The 16,104-nt window shown below is 54.8% G+C and carries 16 protein-coding genes; 9 read left to right on the top strand and 7 right to left on the bottom strand.

Going from position 1 to position 16,104, the window contains the following annotated elements; genetic code table 11:
• Positions 1–7 precede the first annotated feature (7 nt).
• On the bottom strand, positions 8–880 hold the full coding sequence (locus JMG82_RS11470; protein ID WP_201352863.1) for a porin family protein: 873 nt from the start codon (positions 878–880) through the stop codon (positions 8–10).
• 242 nt (positions 881–1,122) lie between these two features.
• Between JMG82_RS11470 and JMG82_RS11465 the strand changes: the two genes are divergently transcribed.
• Positions 1,123–1,311 (top strand): hypothetical protein, encoded by a 189-nt coding sequence (locus JMG82_RS11465; protein WP_201352862.1) that lies wholly within the window; start codon positions 1,123–1,125, stop codon positions 1,309–1,311.
• A gap of 106 nt (positions 1,312–1,417) precedes the next feature.
• Here JMG82_RS11465 and JMG82_RS11460 read toward each other — a convergent pair whose 3' ends face one another.
• A complete protein-coding gene (locus JMG82_RS11460) occupies positions 1,418–2,557 on the bottom strand; it encodes an Mrp/NBP35 family ATP-binding protein (RefSeq protein ID WP_201352861.1) in 1,140 nt (379 codons plus the stop codon).
• Positions 2,558–2,697: 140 nt separating this feature from the next.
• The gene (thiC, locus tag JMG82_RS11455) at positions 2,698–4,059 is read right to left on the bottom strand and encodes a phosphomethylpyrimidine synthase ThiC (protein ID WP_201352860.1); all 1,362 of its coding nucleotides are present in this window, start codon (positions 4,057–4,059) and stop codon (positions 2,698–2,700) included.
• Positions 4,060–4,160: 101 nt separating this feature from the next.
• On the opposite strand from thiC, the gene JMG82_RS11450 reads away from it, so the two are divergent.
• From JMG82_RS11450 to JMG82_RS11415, 8 genes are all read left to right on the top strand, one after another.
• Complete coding sequence (locus JMG82_RS11450; protein ID WP_201352859.1) at positions 4,161–5,294, top strand: bifunctional 2-C-methyl-D-erythritol 4-phosphate cytidylyltransferase/2-C-methyl-D-erythritol 2,4-cyclodiphosphate synthase; 1,134 nt, start codon at positions 4,161–4,163, stop codon at positions 5,292–5,294.
• Positions 5,291–6,187 (top strand): response regulator, encoded by an 897-nt coding sequence (locus tag JMG82_RS11445; protein ID WP_201352858.1) that lies wholly within the window; start codon positions 5,291–5,293, stop codon positions 6,185–6,187. The genes JMG82_RS11450 and JMG82_RS11445 overlap by 4 nt, the downstream gene beginning before the upstream one ends.
• The gene (locus tag JMG82_RS11440; protein WP_201352857.1) at positions 6,165–7,361 is read left to right on the top strand and encodes a sulfate adenylyltransferase; all 1,197 of its coding nucleotides are present in this window, start codon (positions 6,165–6,167) and stop codon (positions 7,359–7,361) included. The genes JMG82_RS11445 and JMG82_RS11440 overlap by 23 nt, the downstream gene beginning before the upstream one ends.
• Before the next feature lie 42 nt (positions 7,362–7,403).
• Positions 7,404–7,877 (top strand): phosphatidylglycerophosphatase A family protein, encoded by a 474-nt coding sequence (locus JMG82_RS11435; RefSeq protein WP_201352856.1) that lies wholly within the window; start codon positions 7,404–7,406, stop codon positions 7,875–7,877.
• A 2-nt stretch (positions 7,878–7,879) separates the two neighbouring features.
• Complete coding sequence (locus JMG82_RS11430) at positions 7,880–8,812, top strand: RsmB/NOP family class I SAM-dependent RNA methyltransferase (RefSeq protein WP_201352855.1); 933 nt, start codon at positions 7,880–7,882, stop codon at positions 8,810–8,812.
• A 207-nt stretch (positions 8,813–9,019) separates the two neighbouring features.
• Positions 9,020–11,377 carry a helicase HerA domain-containing protein gene (locus JMG82_RS11425; RefSeq protein WP_201352854.1) on the top strand — a complete coding sequence of 786 codons (2,358 nt, stop codon included), beginning with the start codon at positions 9,020–9,022 and terminating at the stop codon, positions 11,375–11,377.
• A gap of 2 nt (positions 11,378–11,379) precedes the next feature.
• Positions 11,380–11,556, top strand: a complete 177-nt coding sequence (locus JMG82_RS11420; RefSeq protein ID WP_201352853.1) for a hypothetical protein — start codon at positions 11,380–11,382, stop codon at positions 11,554–11,556.
• A 16-nt stretch (positions 11,557–11,572) separates the two neighbouring features.
• Positions 11,573–12,310: a methyltransferase family protein gene (locus tag JMG82_RS11415; protein ID WP_201352852.1), complete on the top strand. Its 738-nt coding sequence runs from the start codon at positions 11,573–11,575 to the stop codon at positions 12,308–12,310.
• On the opposite strand, the gene nosD is transcribed toward JMG82_RS11415, so the two are convergent.
• The 4 genes from nosD to JMG82_RS11395 are packed head-to-tail and all read right to left on the bottom strand — an operon-like array spanning position 12,307 to position 16,034.
• A complete protein-coding gene (gene nosD / locus JMG82_RS11410; protein ID WP_201352851.1) occupies positions 12,307–13,587 on the bottom strand; it encodes a nitrous oxide reductase family maturation protein NosD in 1,281 nt (426 codons plus the stop codon). The two genes, JMG82_RS11415 and nosD, sit on opposite strands and share 4 nt — an antisense overlap.
• Before the next feature lie 5 nt (positions 13,588–13,592).
• On the bottom strand, positions 13,593–13,955 hold the full coding sequence (locus tag JMG82_RS11405; RefSeq protein ID WP_201352850.1) for a c-type cytochrome: 363 nt from the start codon (positions 13,953–13,955) through the stop codon (positions 13,593–13,595).
• Complete coding sequence (locus JMG82_RS11400) at positions 13,945–14,916, bottom strand: BatD family protein (RefSeq protein ID WP_201352849.1); 972 nt, start codon at positions 14,914–14,916, stop codon at positions 13,945–13,947. The genes JMG82_RS11405 and JMG82_RS11400 overlap by 11 nt, the downstream gene beginning before the upstream one ends.
• Complete coding sequence (locus JMG82_RS11395; RefSeq protein ID WP_201352848.1) at positions 14,913–16,034, bottom strand: BatD family protein; 1,122 nt, start codon at positions 16,032–16,034, stop codon at positions 14,913–14,915. Before JMG82_RS11395 ends, JMG82_RS11400 begins: the two co-directional genes overlap by 4 nt.
• Between the last annotated feature and the right edge of the window lie 70 nt (positions 16,035–16,104).

Here is a 16,104-nt window from a genome sequence, read left to right as displayed (position 1 = left end):
TCTATTCCTAAAAGAGCATGGAAAAGGAGAGTAGGAATCTGTCATTTCTACCGATGGCATGCCACTGATACTCTCCTTTGATGGCGACGGGATACCATGGCCTGTAGGTGTAGGCGAAAACACCGAAAGTGTCTCTTTGCTTTTTTTGCCGATTGTCGTAACTTTCGACCCTGACGATCGCGTCATGCCCCTCTTGGATGCGGTATCGCAGCTGGAGATACCCCACATAGGGAACAACCGCCTTCTCCTTGTCAAACCGGGAACCGACCTCCCCCTGCACTTTCCATTTTCGGTAGAGATATTGGGCCGATGCACAGAGATAGTAATAGGATTTTTCATCGACGAGACGGAAATAGCCGCCGTTTAGATGGTAACTCCAGTTTTCCCGGTTGCCGGACAGACCCAAGGCGAAATGTCTATTTAGATCGACGTTGTTGTAGACTTCACGGCTAAGAAGCGTATCCATATCTTTCGTCGCCTGCAGCATTAAATCCATCGTCGTTGCATGTTCGAAATCGTTGTATTGCAGATCCACCCCTGTCGTAAACCGGGGAAAAAGAATTTCCGTCACCACGGGGTTGGACGTGGTATCGCGAAGAACGTTGATCGGCGTCAGATTCCAAAAACCGATGGGAGAATTGAACTTCCCGCCTCTTAACGTATACGTTTCATCGAAAGTATAGTCGATATAGAGACGTTCGATATGAAAATGGTCATGAACCGTTTCATCCGCCTCCGGGCCGCCAATATCCTCCCGGTAGACATCATTGGCTTCCATCTCGGCCAAATATCCAAAATGACCGCTTTCTCCGTAAAGCATCAGGGAAACGTCGTCGAGTTTCAATGTCCTGCCAGCATGGGAACGATCTTCATACATCAACGAAAAGTACCCCCCAGCATAAAGAGGGAGCTTCCCCACTCTGATACCTCTGCCAAGTTTATATTCCGATTCCTGGGCAAAGAGGGAGAAAGAGAGTAACAATAGTATCAGTGAAAAAAATCTTCCATTCATAAGCAAGATCCTTCTTCAAGAGCCGCCAAGTATAACATTTTTTTAACTGATATTACGCAATATACACCATCTTTCGCAGCATCAGCGTCGTGCAAGCGCAAGGCGCGACGGTGAGGCGTAGCCAAAGCTACGCCGATGCCGTCGCAACGCGGAGATTGTGCGGCGATGGTGCCGCCCTTTCGGGGTCCAACGATAACGCATTCACTGCTACGCCCAAACCTTTTCGCCTCGCATTGCATACATTCTCGCTGGGCGGATGGTGGTGTATACTGCGTGACATCAGTTTTTTAAAAAGCTGACTCGTGGAATCGTAGAAGTTGCAGTATTTTTCATGCAGTAGAAAAAAGTGCTTCTCCTCTGCCGCCACAGGCAAGGGAGAAGGTACGGTTATAAAACGAGAAGTAATCAGTGGGTGCCGCAGCTTCCACCGCTGTGGCCGCCGGTGGAGCAGGCGCTGACACCGGGAGGGGTCGTGGGCTGAATCGCTTCGTTGCTCACACCGCCCTCTTCGTTGATCTGTTCAATCGTCTGCCACAGATTCTCGGCCGCTTTCATGTAACGTTTGGCCGTTTCGCTTTCAGGATAGTGATAGGTGATGGGCTTGCCTTCGTCACCCCCTTCGCGCACTGCCGGTTCGATGGGAATCTGCGCGAGCAGGGTCGTTCCGTACTCTTGGGCCACCGCCTGGGCGGTGCCGCGACCGAAAATGTCGCTCTCGGTGCCACAGTTGGGGCAGATGAAACCGCTCATATTCTCCACGACACCGGCGATGGGGATATGGAGTTTCTTGAACATATCAAGGCTCCGGCGGGAGTCGTCCAGGGAGACTTTCTGGGGCGTCGTGACCGTGATACCGGCGGTCACCGGCACGCTCTGGGCCAGGGTCAGCTGCGCATCACCCGTTCCCGGAGGCATGTCGATGACCAACACGTCCAGATCGCTCCAGAGAATGTCGCGCAGGAACTGTTCGATTGCCTTCATAATCATGGCACCCCGCCAGATGAGCGACTGCCCCTCCTCCATCAACACACCCATACTCATCACTTCCACGCCATAGGCCTGGATGGGCTTGACTTTGTTGCCGACCACTTCGGGGCGCATCTCTTCGATTCCCATCATCCGCGGAACATTCGGGCCGTAAATATCGGCATCAAGAAGTCCCACTTTTTTCCCTTCCATCGCCAGCGCGATCGCCAGGTTGACCGATGTGGTGGACTTGCCAACACCCCCTTTTCCTGAGCTGACCATGACGAAGTTCTTCACCTGCGGTGCGATGTTCTTGCCGTGGCTGGAGGTTTCCCGGGGCATTTTGGGCTGCTGGATCATGACGATCACTTCCGCTGCGCCTTCGCGTGTCAGTTTTTCGCGAATCTCATCTTCGAGCTGCTGTTTCACTTCCTGTGCACTGGAGGTGATATCCAGCGTCACCGCCACCCGGCCTCCGTCGATTTCGATGCCTTTGACAAATCCGAATGTTACGACATCTTTCGTGAATCCCGGATAGGTAACGGTAGACAGTACTTCTTTGACTTTTTCTTCGGTCATACAGATTTCTCCTTGGTTTTAAATTTTAGTCGTTAGTCGTTGGTCGTTGGTCGTTGGAACGGGCCTTCGGCCCTCTTTGAATGGGAAAAAGGGGTTCCTCTCTAACGACCGACGACCAATGACGCGCCAGCTTCGCGGGCTCAGCTGGCCGTCGGCTGGAACTCCGACATATCAACGTTGCCCTCGATCAGATCCTGGCTGATCTTGTAGCTGCAGAATTTCGGGCCGCACATGGAGCAGAATTCCGCCTCTTTGAAGACATCCTGAGGCAGGGTCTCGTCGTGGTACTCCCTGGCCCGGTCGGGGTCTAGGGCCAGCTCGAACTGACGGTTCCAGTCGAAACTGTAACGGGCGTCGCTCATGGCGTCGTCGATGTCCCGTGCTCCTTTGCGGCCCCGGGCGATGTCGGCGGCGTGGGCCGCGATCTTGTAGGCGATGATCCCTTCGCGCACGTCGGCGGCGTTGGGAAGGCCCAGGTGCTCTTTGGGCGTGACGTAGCAGAGCATGCTCGCTCCGTGCCAGCCGCCCACCGCCGCGCCGATGGCGGAGCTGATATGGTCGTAACCGGCGGCGATGTCGGTGACCAGCGGCCCCAGAATGTAGAAGGGTGCCTCGTGGCAGTACTCCCGTTCCAGCTTCATGTTGCGCTCGATCTGATTGAGCGGCACATGGCCCGGCCCTTCGATCATCACCTGCACATCCTTCTCCCATGCCCGCAGCGTCAACTCACCCAGCACTTTCAGTTCGTTCAGCTGAGCGTCGTCGCTGGCGTCGTAGAGGCATCCGGGACGCAGAGAGTCACCCAAAGAGAGGGAGACGTCGTATTTGCGACAGATGTCGAGAATGTCGTCGTAGGCGGTATAGAAGGGGTTCTCTTTGTGGTAGTGCATCATCCACGCCGCCATCAGGCTGCCGCCCCGGCTGACGATCCCCATCTTCCGTTTCGCCACCAGCGGCATGAAGCGTAGCAGAAAACCGGCATGGATCGTGAAGTAGCTCACCCCCTGCTTCGCCTGGCGCTCGATCACTTCGAGCATCGCGTCGATGGTCAGGTCTTCTATCTTGTTGTTGCAGTCATGCAGAATCTGGTACATCGGCACCGTCCCGATCGGTACCTCGGCATGTTTGATCACTTCTTGGCGGATGGCGTCAAGATCGCCGCCGGTGGAGAGGTCCATGATGGTGTCTGCGCCATATTTCTGGCACACCTTTACCTTCTCCACTTCGCCGGCCGCATCACTGGCGACGGCGGAGGAACCGATATTGGCGTTGATTTTGCAGGTTGCGCCCATTCCGATGGCCATCGGTTTTTGATGGAGATGGTTGATATTGGCCGGAATGATCATCCGTCCCCGTGCCACTTCACTCCGTACAAATTCGGCATCGAGTTTCTCAACTTTTGCAACGTATGCCATCTCCTCCGTGACGATGCCTTGTTTGGCATAGTACATCTGGGTTCTTACTTTGTCGTTTTCACGCTTTTTTACCCAATCCTGTCTCATTGGTCCCTCCTACTTGAGTGTCAAAAATTAGCACAAAAAAGATAAAAGCAAGCTTTTCTTGTGTATACTTTCGTAACACATAAGGTTATTTAGGAGTATTTTTGTCTGATTTAACACTCGTGCTGCTCGCGGCAGGCGAAGCGACCCGATTTCAAAAACCTGTCAAAAAACAGTGGCTTCGCATCGGAAGCGTCCCTCTTTGGCTACATGTTCTTGAAACCTTCCGGGCCATGCGTCTGTTCAAAGATCTCATTGTTGTCGGGCATTCGGACGAACTCCATTATATGAAAAGGCATATCGACGACAGGAAGGTCACTTTCGTCGAAGGAGGGGCAAGCCGGCACGCCTCTTTGAAAAATGCCCTCGAAACGGTCCATACGCCGCTGGTACTGGTCAGCGACGTGGCGCGTCCCTGTGTCAACAAGACCCTGTGCAAAACCCTTCAGGCGGCTGTCGAAACGGCCGACTGTGCCGTTCCGGCCCTGCCGGTACCCGACACTGTCTATTACGAGGGCAGGCCCATCGACCGCAAACATCTGTTACGCATCCAGACACCTCAGCTCAGCCGAACGGCAATGCTGAAAAAAGCCCTCGCCACGGAGCGGGAATTCACCGACGAAAGCAGCGCCATCCATCAAATGGGTGGAAAAGTAGCATTTGTCGGCGGCGACGCCTCTTTGCACAAGCTCACCTTCAGCGAAGACATTGCACTGCTTCCGTGCCTCACCCCTCCCGACATGACGGCTCGTTTTACGGGGACGGGTTTCGATGTGCACGCTTTCGAAGAGAACAAACCGATGCTCCTGGGCGGCGTGCAGGTTGACGCGCCTTACGGCTTCAGGGCCCACTCCGACGGCGATGTCGCCATTCATGCACTTATCGACGCTCTGATGGGCGCTGCCGGGATGGGCGACATCGGTGAACTTTTCCCCGACACCGAAGCGGCATGGGCCGGCGCCGATTCGGCCAAACTTCTTCGCCATGTGGTCCATCTGCTCACCCATACCGGTTTCGAAATTCTCCAAGCCGACATCACGATCATGGCCCAAATCCCGAAAATCGGCCCTTACAAAGATTCCATGCGTTTCCGGCTCGCCGAACTGCTCGGCATTTCTCCGCAATATATGAATATCAAGGCGACGACAACAGAAAAACTCGGTTTCGTCGGCCGGAAAGAGGGTGTCGCTGTTCAGGCATCTGCCACTTTGAAACTTTTTGACTGGACACGACCATGAGAATACTGATTATCGAAGATGAAATCTACCTTGCCCAGAGCATTGCAGGCAAACTGATCGACTTCGGCCACGAATGCGATATTTACGCGACTGTCAACGACGCCCTCAACGAGAACAGCGGACGCTACGATGTAATCTTGCTATCCACCAATCTTTCGGGGCAGGATTTCTACCCTGTCATCCAAAGTTTTGCGAACGAAATCATTCTTCTGATGGTCTCTTACATCAGCAACGATACCGTCACCGACCCTCTCAAGGCCGGTGCGCACGACTATATCCAAAAACCCTTCATGATCGAAGAGCTGATCCGTAAGATCAACCACTATCACGATTTCAGAAAGCTTCAGAAACGGTGCGCTTTCTACGAAGAGTATCTCGACCACCAGCTCAAGAATATCCAGCTGCCTGACTCCCTGCTCTCTTCTCTTCCCCTGATGGTCAAGACCAACTACCAGAAACAGGCCGACGCATACGCCTTCAAACTCGCAGAGGAATTGGAACGCCCTTTGAAATACCTTCCCCTGGGCGATTCATCCTCCCTGGAGGCGCTAAAGACGCTGGACGATGACTATATCGCCTATATGCCGGAGTTCCAGACTCTCAAAAAAAGCGAAAGGGAAGCCTTTCTCGAAGCGATCGCAGGTCGGGACGTCATCACATCCACGACAGAGAAATTCGAAGACGAGGTGGCGGGTCTGAAAACCCTTGAGCTGGTAAGCGAACACAAAATCTTCGACCGCACGGAGATTCTTACGATTGACGATTACGTCAAATTCATCATCCACAACTACCAGAGCAAATTTCCCGACACGGAGTTGAGCAAAAAGCTTGGCATCTCCCGAAAATCACTCTGGGAAAAGAGGAAAAAGTATGGCATCTTCAAAAAGAAGTGAAAAAACCCTCTATATCGATCGCGAAGCGCTCTCCACACTGGCGCTGGTCCAGGAGGGACTGCTCAAACCGGTCGATGGTCTGATGGATCAAAAAACCGCGGAAGAGGTGACAAAAAGCAAATGCTACAAAAACCATAGCTTTCCCTTCCCTTTCATCCTGGCACCCAAAGGACGACGCAACGAAGAGATGCTCAAATCGCTCCATCCCGGAGAGAAGGTAATCCTGATGGTCGACCACGAACCGGTCGGCTGGATCGAAACGCAAGAGGTTTTCGAGATTGACCCCCAGGCGCGTGTGCGGGAAATCTACGGCACCCAGAACCCCTCCCATCCCGGTGTCCAGGCGACCCTGAAACGCCTCGGGCATTACGCCATCAGCGGACATTACCACGTCGAATACCCCGGGTACAGACAAATCAAGGAGAAGATACAGACGGCAAAAAACCGGATAGGCGCGAAAAAGACCAGCGCGCTGATGATGGCGGCCCGTCCCCTCCACCGGGCTCACGAGCGGCTTATCCGCACCACGCTCGACCGCTCCGACCTCGTGGTGATCTTCCTTTTCAAACCCTACCGCGAAGATCCCGCCCTTCCCTACGACCTGCGCTACCGGTCGATGGACTACTTCGTCAAAAACTACCTGCCGGCAAGCCGCGTTCTCATCGTGCCGCTGGAATACACCTACATCTTCGCCGGTTACAACGAAGTGATTCTCGACGCCCTCGTCGCCGAAAACTTCGGGTGCGACGAACTGGTCATCGGCCAGAACCACGCAGGGTTGGGAAGCTTCTACGACAAGAATCGCATCCAGTCGGTCTTCGATCATCTCAAGGGATTCAGCATACAAATCGAAACGGCACCCGAATATGCCTACTGCGACATCTGCCGCACACTGGTGAGCAACAAAACATGTCCCCACGGCGAACATCACCACATCTCCTATCATGCCGACTCGATCCTGGAACTGCTCAAAGAAGGGCTCCTGCCGCCGGCGGTTCTGATACGCAAAGAGATCTCTGCGATGATCCTCGCCCATCTCTTCCCAAACCGTTTCGAAAACCTGGAGAAACTCTATTACGACCTGATGCCAGGCTCCGGCCTGTTGGAAAGCCAGAGCGAAGAGGAGTTCTACATCAAATTGATGAAGCTCTATCAGACTTCGTCATTGAAATAGAAGCGGTGTCCCTCTCATGATAACAATCCGGAGGTTTTCATCATGAATTTACAGGAAAAACTCTTTCTCGCAGGCCTTGGGAGCGGTTTTTTGCCCAAGGCTCCTGGAACATGGGGAACTCTCGTCGGGCTAATACTGGGTATCGCGATGTTGCGCTATTTTCCCGCAGAAACCCTTTTTCTTCTGACGATTCTCGTGTTTCTCTTCGGAGTCAAAATGACCTCTCTCTACGAAGTGCGGACGGGCATCCATGACGATTCACGTATTGTCATCGACGAAATCGCCGGCATCTGGTTGGCGCTTTGCATCAGCGGAGCGACGCTGCCTGCGGCGTTTTTCAGTTTCCTCTTCTTTCGCCTCTATGACATCTGGAAACCCTCTCTCATCGGACGTATCGACCGCGATGCGCCAGGCGGATGGGGTGTCATGGGCGACGATATCGTCGCCGGTGCGGCAGCGGGTCTCAGCAGCGCTCTCGTCCTGCAGGCTATCCGCTATTTCGGCATCGCGCTTTGACCATGGCACTGCCAGAGTCTTTCGTAGAACGGTTCCAAGCCATCTATCCAAAGGATGCCCAAGAACTGCTGAAAACCTTCGACCTCCCCAAACCTGTGTCGTTTCGTATCAACCCGCTTAAAACGACTGTCGAATCCGCCACAGAAAGACTCAAACGGGCAGGCTTCTGCCTCCAACCCGTTCCCTGGTACAGGTACGCCTTCACTGTGCCTTTCGAAGAGCGTGACGGACTGACCCGCTCACCTCTCTTTCAAGAGGGAGAAATCTATATCCAAAGTCTCTCCTCCATGCTCGCACCCCTCGCTCTAAACCCCCAACCCGGCGAGACTATCCTCGATCTCACCGCGGCTCCCGGAGGCAAATCGCTGATGATGGCGGCGCAGATGAAGAACAGAGGGTGGCTATCGGTCGTAGAACCGGGAAGAGACCGTTTTTTCCGTCTGAAGGCGAACCTCGAACGTGGCGGCGTCACCATCGCCCATTACTACATGACCGACGGACGAAGCGTCGGCGGCAAATGTCCGGCGATGTTCGACCGTGTCATGCTCGATGCCCCCTGCTCCACCGAAGCGAAATTCAAAAGCGACACTCCGAAGACCTTTACCTATTGGAGCGAACGTAAAATCAGGGAGATGAGCCGGCTTCAACAACGTCTTATTGTCTCCGCCCTCAAAAGTCTCAAACCGGGAGGTACCCTTCTTTATGCCACCTGCTCCTTCGCCCCGGAAGAGAATGAGGCGATCATCGACCGAATCTTAAAAAAAGATGCCGCCCTGGCGATCGAACCGATCGCTCTTCCTCTCGAAAATCTCCGAAACGGTCTCCTCCAATGGAAGAAAAAACGTTTCTCTTCCGAAGTGGCACACTGCGTGAGGGTTCTGCCAACCGAGACGATGGATGGTTTTTTTCTGTGTAAACTAAGGAAATTATCGTAAAATAATTCCAACGTTGCCAAACAAGCCCTCTTGACGCAAAAAACCGACTCCGGAAATTCTCGTGGCTTTTGGCCTCAAAGAGCATCAACGACCAAAAAGGCTCAAAGGGTGTACATGCTTGGAACCAAAGAAAAGTACGGACATGGTCGCGAAAAAGCGAATCGGATACCGCTGGGGTGAGCAACAGACACAAGACAAAGGAGTTCCATGAACAGCATTTTCGAAAAACTGGGCATCTTCTACCTGGGACGGGACCTTGACCCGGGAACAATGCAGGCCACCGATACGCCGACACTCGTCAAGTCGAAAAACTTCACGACCCATGCGGCGATCATCGGAATGACCGGCAGCGGCAAAACGGGTCTGGGCATCGATCTGCTCGAAGAGGCGGCCATCGACAACATCCCCGTCATCGCCATCGACCCCAAAGGGGACATGGGCAATCTCTGTCTCGCTTTTGAAAACCTCACACCCGAAGATTTCCTGCCCTGGGTCGAGGAGGAGGCGCACCAAAAGGGAGAAAACCCTGAAGCTTACGCCAAAAAAATCGCCGAAATGTGGAAAAACGGTATCGAAAGTTTCGACCAGACTCCCGAGAGAATCCGCCGTTTCAAAGCCCACGACACCACCATCTACACCCCTGGAAGCGAAGCGGGCATTCCTGTCAATGTCCTGGGTAGCCTCAATGTACCGGACCGTACAATTCTCGAGGATGCCGACGCCCTCGCCTCGGCCATCGGTTCCACCGTCTCCTCCCTGCTGGCGCTCATCGGCATTGAGGCCGACCCGCTTGAGAGCCGGGAGTACATTCTCATTGCGCAGATTCTCAAGAAAGGGTGGAGAGAGGAAGCTTCCATGGATATAGGCACCCTGATCTCGCAGATCATCAACCCGCCCTTCTCCAGAATCGGCGTGCTGCCGCTTGAGAGTTTCTACCCACCGCAGGAGCGCTTCAAACTTGCGTCACGTTTCAACAATGTCCTGGCCAGCCCTACCTTCGAAAACTGGCTTAAAGGCGATGCCCTCGATATCGATGCCCTGATGTACGACGAAAAGGGAAAATCAAAAATCGCCATCTTCTCCATCGCCCATCTCGGCGATGCGGAGCGGATGTTCTTCGTTACCCTGCTTTTGAACAAGATTCTGGGCTGGATGCGCCGTCAAAGCGGTACGAACCGCCTGCGGGCACTGGTTTATATGGACGAAATCTACGGCTATTTTCCTCCGTCCAAAAACCCGCCTTCCAAAACGCCGATGATGCTGATGCTCAAACAGGCCAGGGCTTTCGGTGTCGGGATGGTGCTCAGCACCCAGAATCCGGTGGACCTGGACTACAAGGGGCTCTCCAACATCGGCATCTGGTACATCGGCAAGCTCCAAACGAGGCAGGATATCGCCAAAGTGGTCGACGGCCTGGCGGGCCAGGCGGAGGAGGAATTCGACAAGAAGCGAATCTCCGACATCATCCGCACCCTTCCCAAGCGCACCTTTTTTTTAAAAAGCGCCCACATGCCGGGCATCCGCCTCTTTCAGACCCGCTGGGTGCTCAGCTACCTCAAAGGTCCCATGAAAAAGCAGGATATCGCCCGATGCATGGCTTCAAAAAAGAGAAAAAAAGAGTCCGCAAAAACGCAAACCCTGCACCGACCACACTTCAGTCCCGCCGAATCTTCCACCGCCCGTCCCATTCTCTCTTCCAACATTCCCCAAACTTTCGACATCCCCGCCTCCGATGGCGGGCTCTACACCCCCTGGCTTCATCTCAAAGCCGAAGTGCGCTACTTCAACGCTTCCCGCGGCATCGACGAAAAGGAAGAGATTTGCCTGCATCTCCCACTGGAGGAGAGCGACGAAGGTTGCGATTTCGAAAGGGCCGAAAGCTGCGAAACCGACCCGGCCACTCTTCCCAAATCGCCAGCCAAATCCTGTGATTTCGCAGCGCTTCCCTCGTTCGTCGCCAATGCCCGCAGCCTAAAATCGGTCGAAAAAGCCTTTAGTGACCGCCTCTATGCCCAAAAGCGCCTCACCCTTTACCGCTGTCGCCCTCTCAAAGCCGAATCGGAGCCTAGAGAGAGCCTGGAGCGATTCAAACAGCGCCTGCAGGAGATTTTGGAAGAGAAGAGGAGCGCAGCGGCCGAAAAGCTTCAAACCCGCTATGCAAAAAAACTGCAAACTCTTGAATCCAGACGGCAGCGCGCCCTGCAGAGATTGCAAAAAGAGCGGGAGGATGTCAGCTCAAAAACCACCGAATCGCTCATCGACGCAGGATTGGCCATCTTCGGCTCCCTGTTTGGTTCGAAACGTTCTGCCGCTTCCAAAGTAGGACAGGTGCTGAAAAAAGGGCGCCATGTACTGGATGAAAAGGCTGACGTCCAAAGGGCACAGGAGGCGCTCAATGCCATAGAAGAGCGAATCGAGGCCCTTAAAACGGAGCTGGAAGAGAAACTTGACGAATTGGACGAAAAATTCAGTGTGGAGGCCTATCCCATCGACACTTTCTTCATCAAACCCAGGCGCAGCGACATTCGGTTGGAGCCGGCGCTGCTGTGGTGGCGTTGCAGCTGAGGATGCAACCTTTCTATCTGTCCGACCCGGACACAACCTTCTTCCGCTTCAACCTGAGCATCGGCGATTTCAGCCGATATGTCTCAAACGAAGTGGCGAAAAGAAGGCACAGACTCTCCATACCCACCACCCGAAGCGGTCCCGATGCAATGACGAAGAGACGGTGGCAAAATTTCTGATGAAGGAACTGAAGCCGTGAAACATTTCGCCCTCTTGCTTTTGGGCCTTGTCTCCTACCTCATCGGCCTGGGAACACTGGTTGTCATGCTCTTCTGGCTCTACCCCTGGAGCTGGATGCCGACCACCATTGACAGCGGCACACCCCGTTTCCCTGCCCTTTTGGCCGTTGCCGTCGACGTGGGTCTCATCGCACTTTTCGGGTTGCAACACTCCCTGATGGTCCGCCCTGGCTTCAAACGGTGGTTCGAGCGCTACGTGCCCGCACAGGCCCAGCGCAGTCTCTACACCCTTGCCTCCGCTGTGACTCTGGCGGCAATTTTGCTTTTCTGGCAACTGCTGCCCGGAACCGTCTGGGATTTTAGGGGCGGCATCGGCTTCTGGGCGATGACACTGCTTTACTTTCTGGGTTGGGGCATCGCCGTCGCCGCCACGTTTCAGATCGACCATTTCGGACTTTTCGGTCTCACACAGGCATGGCGGGCTTTTCATGGCATACCCGAACCGCCGGAGCGGTTTCAGGAGAAGGGCTTCTACCGCTTCGTGCGCCACCCCATCCAGGCCGGCACACTGCTGGGACTCTGGGCCACCCCCCACATGAGCACTGGCCACCTGCTCTTCGCCGCCGCCTTCACCCTCTACATTCTCATCGGCCTCCATTTCGAAGAGAAAGACCTCATCAAAACCCTGGGAAAACCTTACATCGACTACCGAAAACGGGTGCCGATGCTCTTTCCCCTGCGTATAATCTTTTAAAAATTACGTTTCATCCTCGGCTTCGGGTCTCTGAGCAGTTCGTCGGGTTGCGTAAGCGGTGCAATGCGTTCGATGAAATCGAGCATGCTCAGCACCGGCGAGCCATAGAAAAATTTGGCGTGATGGTTGTATTGCCACAGTTTGTCGGCGAAGATGAGCACGACGTAAGGGGTGTCGCCGATGCCATCATGGTTGCGGTCGAACCCCTGATAGCGGTCCCAGTAGTTGTAGCCGATGTCGTTATTACACCGTTTGGCTCTGGGAATGTCCAGCACCACATCGTCCAGGTTGCCTACCACGTCGTTGTGGCGGATCGTGTTATTCTGAATGGCGGCGTGGAAGTGGAAGGCTTCGTTGTTGTTGACGATGGCGTTTCGTTCGATATAGCGGCGCATCCCCTCTTCGGCAGGACTGGAATCGATGTAAATCGCCTGTGCGCAGCCGCTGATGCGGTTGCGGCGCACGCGCACCGCTTTGCCGTGGGCCAGCAGTATGCCCACCCCCGTCTCCAAACGGGTATCGAAGATGGTGTTACCCTCGATGTTCAGCCCCATCCCCCCTTTGGTCCGTACCCCCGCGTAAATGTCGGTGATATCGTTGCCTTTCACCTCGACCTGCCGGCTCATATCCAGAAGCACCCCGTAACGGGCGTTTCGGATACGGTTTTTTAAAATTTTGACGTCATAGGAGCGGGTGACGGCGATATCGCGGGTCTGCATGAAGCGGTTCCCCTCGACCTTCACGTCATGTGATCCCCATATCCGTACCCCGTCACCCCGGTTGTCCACCACTTTGTCGCGGTAGGAGCGGATCGTATTGTCCAGAATCTTCACATCCCGGCTCGTCTCCACCACGACCCCGAAGAGATCTTTTTTCATCCGGCAATCTAGCACCGTCACATCCGCCACACCGGCCATCTTCACCGCCGCATCCAACACATCCCGCCGTCGACCGCTGCCGACGATCGTCAGATTTTTCAGCGTCACGTGGGAGGCGCGGACCGTCACCACACTACCGCCGCCACCCCCGTCGATAACACTCTCGCCTTTTTTCGAGCCAACCAGCATCAACGGCTTGTCGATGACGATCGCCCCCCGAAAGACCCCCGAGGGCAGATCGACCCGCGCCCCCGCCGGTGCCGCGTCGATGACGCTTTGCAGAGATTGGGCATACACGACATGTAGAAAAAGCGAAAAGGTAAGAAGGTAGCGACCCACATGGCGCAAAAAGCGCCGAAGACGCTCCCCAATGACCAATAACCAATAACCAATGACCATACTACTCACATATCCGATCCACCCAGAATATCTTCCGGGGTTTCCAGCGACTCATCCTCCTCGGCGTGGGGATTCTGAGCGCTGAGATACCGCGTCACCGCCTCCATCTGGGCCTTGTCGAGCGCTTTGGCGAAGGGGATCATCATCTCCCGCTTGCTGGTGTGGCCGATCCCTTTTTTGAGCTGCTCGAGGAGTCGCATCAGTTCCGCCCGGGAACGCCCCGCCAGGCGGGGATAGTCGCCGATCCCCTCACCCCGGGTCCCATGGCAGCCGTAACACCCTTTGCCCATATAGATCTGCTCCCCGTTCTGGGCACCGAAGAGCGGCACCAGGGCCAATCCGATCATCCAGAGAAAGCTATTTTTCATTTCGTATCCTTGATATTTTGATCCATAGGTGTCCGCTGATGTATCCTATCAAAAAAAGCGCCCCGTAAAAAAGCACCTCTTTCAAGGTTTCCCACCCATCGGTGGCGGTTTTCTCCTTTTCGATCATTTCGTTCCGCACAGGGGTTTCGGTTTTTTTCACAGGCAGCACATGGATGTCAATCTTCTTTGTTTTCAAACGATAGAGCTCTCCCGAAGTTGGCGAAAAGGCTTTCAGCACAAAAGATGGAATGGAAAAATCGTGGTCCGCTTTGAGGGCGTAGGTGTAGGTGGCGTCGTAACGGGCTCCATTGGAAGCGTAGCGAAGCGACACTTTCGGGGCATCTTCGAAAATGTCGACCCCCGGCAGCCTTAAGTGGATCAACCGTTTCGGTGGTGGGTAGCCGACCCCTTTGAGCCGCACGGTCAGATAAATGGGCTCCCCGGCACGGGTCTCTTTGGCGCTGACACGGCCGGTAAGGGTGAAATCGCCCACCAGCTCCACCGGTGCCGGCAGGGGCTTGAGGCGGATCGTTTCGGGCGGAATCGGTTCGTGGGTATCCTGCGTCTCCACATCTTTGACATTGTAGCGCCCGCCGGTGGTGCTCTGGGCGATGGTCTCCTCGTTGGTCCGCCGCACCAGCAGGTCGAACATCAGCGTTGCGGTTCCCGGTTTCAGACCGAAAAGGAGGTAGGTAAAATCCACCTTCCGGTGGTGGGGGGCGTTGTCGATCTTCTTGTCGAGACGAATCGCCTTTAAGCTCCCCTTTCCAAGGGGTTTGAAATCGAAAAACATCACTTTCGACGCATCGGTCTGCTCCACACTGAAACGGAGCACGATCGGCGCTTTGACCCACGCTTCATGCCGATCCAGCGATAGCGAATAGCGAAAATCCGCCCCCATACCCGCCACGGGAAGCATCATCCCGATGACCAGAAGCCAAAGGCCTATACCCAATCTCATCGACACCCCCTCACAATCTCCCGCTTTATCTTTTTCAGGTCGATCTTCCGCTTTTCGTGCAGCGCCGCTTCGATCCGGTCGATCCAGGGGGCACACCTTTTGGCATCGGCGCGGATGAGCAGCATCAGCAAAGCGCGTGGGTCTTTGGCGGCACGTACCTTCTCGACGAATGGGTCTTTGGCGAAAAACCTTTTCAACCGGCTTTTCAGCCACTCGACGAAAAATGCGCTTATAAACCCAAGCAGAACCACCAGCGTATCGATGCCGAAAGCTTTCCATGTGGCGATACGGTCGTAGATGCTGGGCGGGTCGTTTTTAGGATCGAGCAGCGCTTTGCGCAGGGATGGCGGCGTCACCACGCATATCGTTGCCCCCGGAAAACCAATGCGTTCGCTTTGGTGCCGGGTAGGAGAGTAGAGGCGCACCATGCGGAGAGGAATCGTAAAATCGTGGTCGCTGCTGAAAGCGAAGGTGTAGGTGGCATCGACTTCTACCCCCCGTGACGTGTAGTGCAGACGGATCGCCGGCTTGTCGGCGAACACCTGCACGCCGGGAATATTCCAGCCAAAGAGATTCCCGGGCGGCGGAAAACCGACGCCTTTTAGATGCAAAGAGAGGTGGATGGGCCGAAACGCTTCCGTCTGCCGGCGGTCCAGCGAGCTTTCCAGGTGGAAATCCCCGACCAGATCGGCCGGGACGGGCAGAGGGTCGATCGTCACTTTCACCGGCGTCACCGGCTCCAGACTCTCTTCGCTCTGCAGGGTCCGGGCGTTGAACTGGTCCACGATGGTACTGTCGACGATACGCTCTTCGTTGGTGCGCTGCACCCGTATCCTGCCACCGATGGACCATTCGCCGCTTTGCAAACCGTAGACCAGATAGTCGAACCGCTCCCTGCGGTGGTGCATGTCGTCATTGACTTTCTTGTCGAGCCGATGAAAGAGGAAACGGCCGTTCCCGGAGGGTTCGAAATCGAAAAAGAGGACTTTGGAAGGGTCCGTCTGCTCGATATCTACCGTCAGTATCATCGGCGTTTTGACCATCGCCCGCGATTTGTCGAGCGTGAGGGTATAGCGGTAATCCTCGGCCCCCATCGCCGGCAGAAAAGCAAAAATCAAGAGAAGAAAGGGTAGAAAACCGGTCAAAGACTTGCGAATACCAACGACCAACGACCAACGACCGCTCACC

The sequence above is a fragment of the Hydrogenimonas urashimensis genome (assembly GCF_016593255.1).
Lineage (GTDB): Bacteria > Campylobacterota > Campylobacteria > Campylobacterales > Hydrogenimonadaceae > Hydrogenimonas > Hydrogenimonas urashimensis.
This window is presented reverse-complemented; position numbering and strand designations above follow the sequence as displayed.

What these genes read in the sequence shown, in the direction of transcription:
- JMG82_RS11460 (WP_201352861.1), bottom strand. Translation starts at nt 2,557, where the DNA reads ATGACCGAAGAAAAAGTCAAAGAAGTACTGTCTACCGTTACCTATCCG.
- thiC (WP_201352860.1), bottom strand. Translation starts at nt 4,059, where the DNA reads ATGAGACAGGATTGGGTAAAAAAGCGTGAAAACGACAAAGTAAGAACC.
- JMG82_RS11445 (WP_201352858.1), top strand. Translation starts at nt 5,291, where the DNA reads ATGAGAATACTGATTATCGAAGATGAAATCTACCTTGCCCAGAGCATT.
- JMG82_RS11440 (WP_201352857.1), top strand. Translation starts at nt 6,165, where the DNA reads ATGGCATCTTCAAAAAGAAGTGAAAAAACCCTCTATATCGATCGCGAA.
- JMG82_RS11435 (WP_201352856.1), top strand. Translation starts at nt 7,404, where the DNA reads ATGAATTTACAGGAAAAACTCTTTCTCGCAGGCCTTGGGAGCGGTTTT.
- JMG82_RS11430 (WP_201352855.1), top strand. Translation starts at nt 7,880, where the DNA reads ATGGCACTGCCAGAGTCTTTCGTAGAACGGTTCCAAGCCATCTATCCA.
- JMG82_RS11425 (WP_201352854.1), top strand. Translation starts at nt 9,020, where the DNA reads ATGAACAGCATTTTCGAAAAACTGGGCATCTTCTACCTGGGACGGGAC.
- JMG82_RS11420 (WP_201352853.1), top strand. Translation starts at nt 11,380, where the DNA reads ATGCAACCTTTCTATCTGTCCGACCCGGACACAACCTTCTTCCGCTTC.
- nosD (WP_201352851.1), bottom strand. Translation starts at nt 13,587, where the DNA reads ATGGTCATTGGTTATTGGTTATTGGTCATTGGGGAGCGTCTTCGGCGC.
- JMG82_RS11405 (WP_201352850.1), bottom strand. Translation starts at nt 13,955, where the DNA reads ATGAAAAATAGCTTTCTCTGGATGATCGGATTGGCCCTGGTGCCGCTC.
- JMG82_RS11400 (WP_201352849.1), bottom strand. Translation starts at nt 14,916, where the DNA reads ATGAGATTGGGTATAGGCCTTTGGCTTCTGGTCATCGGGATGATGCTT.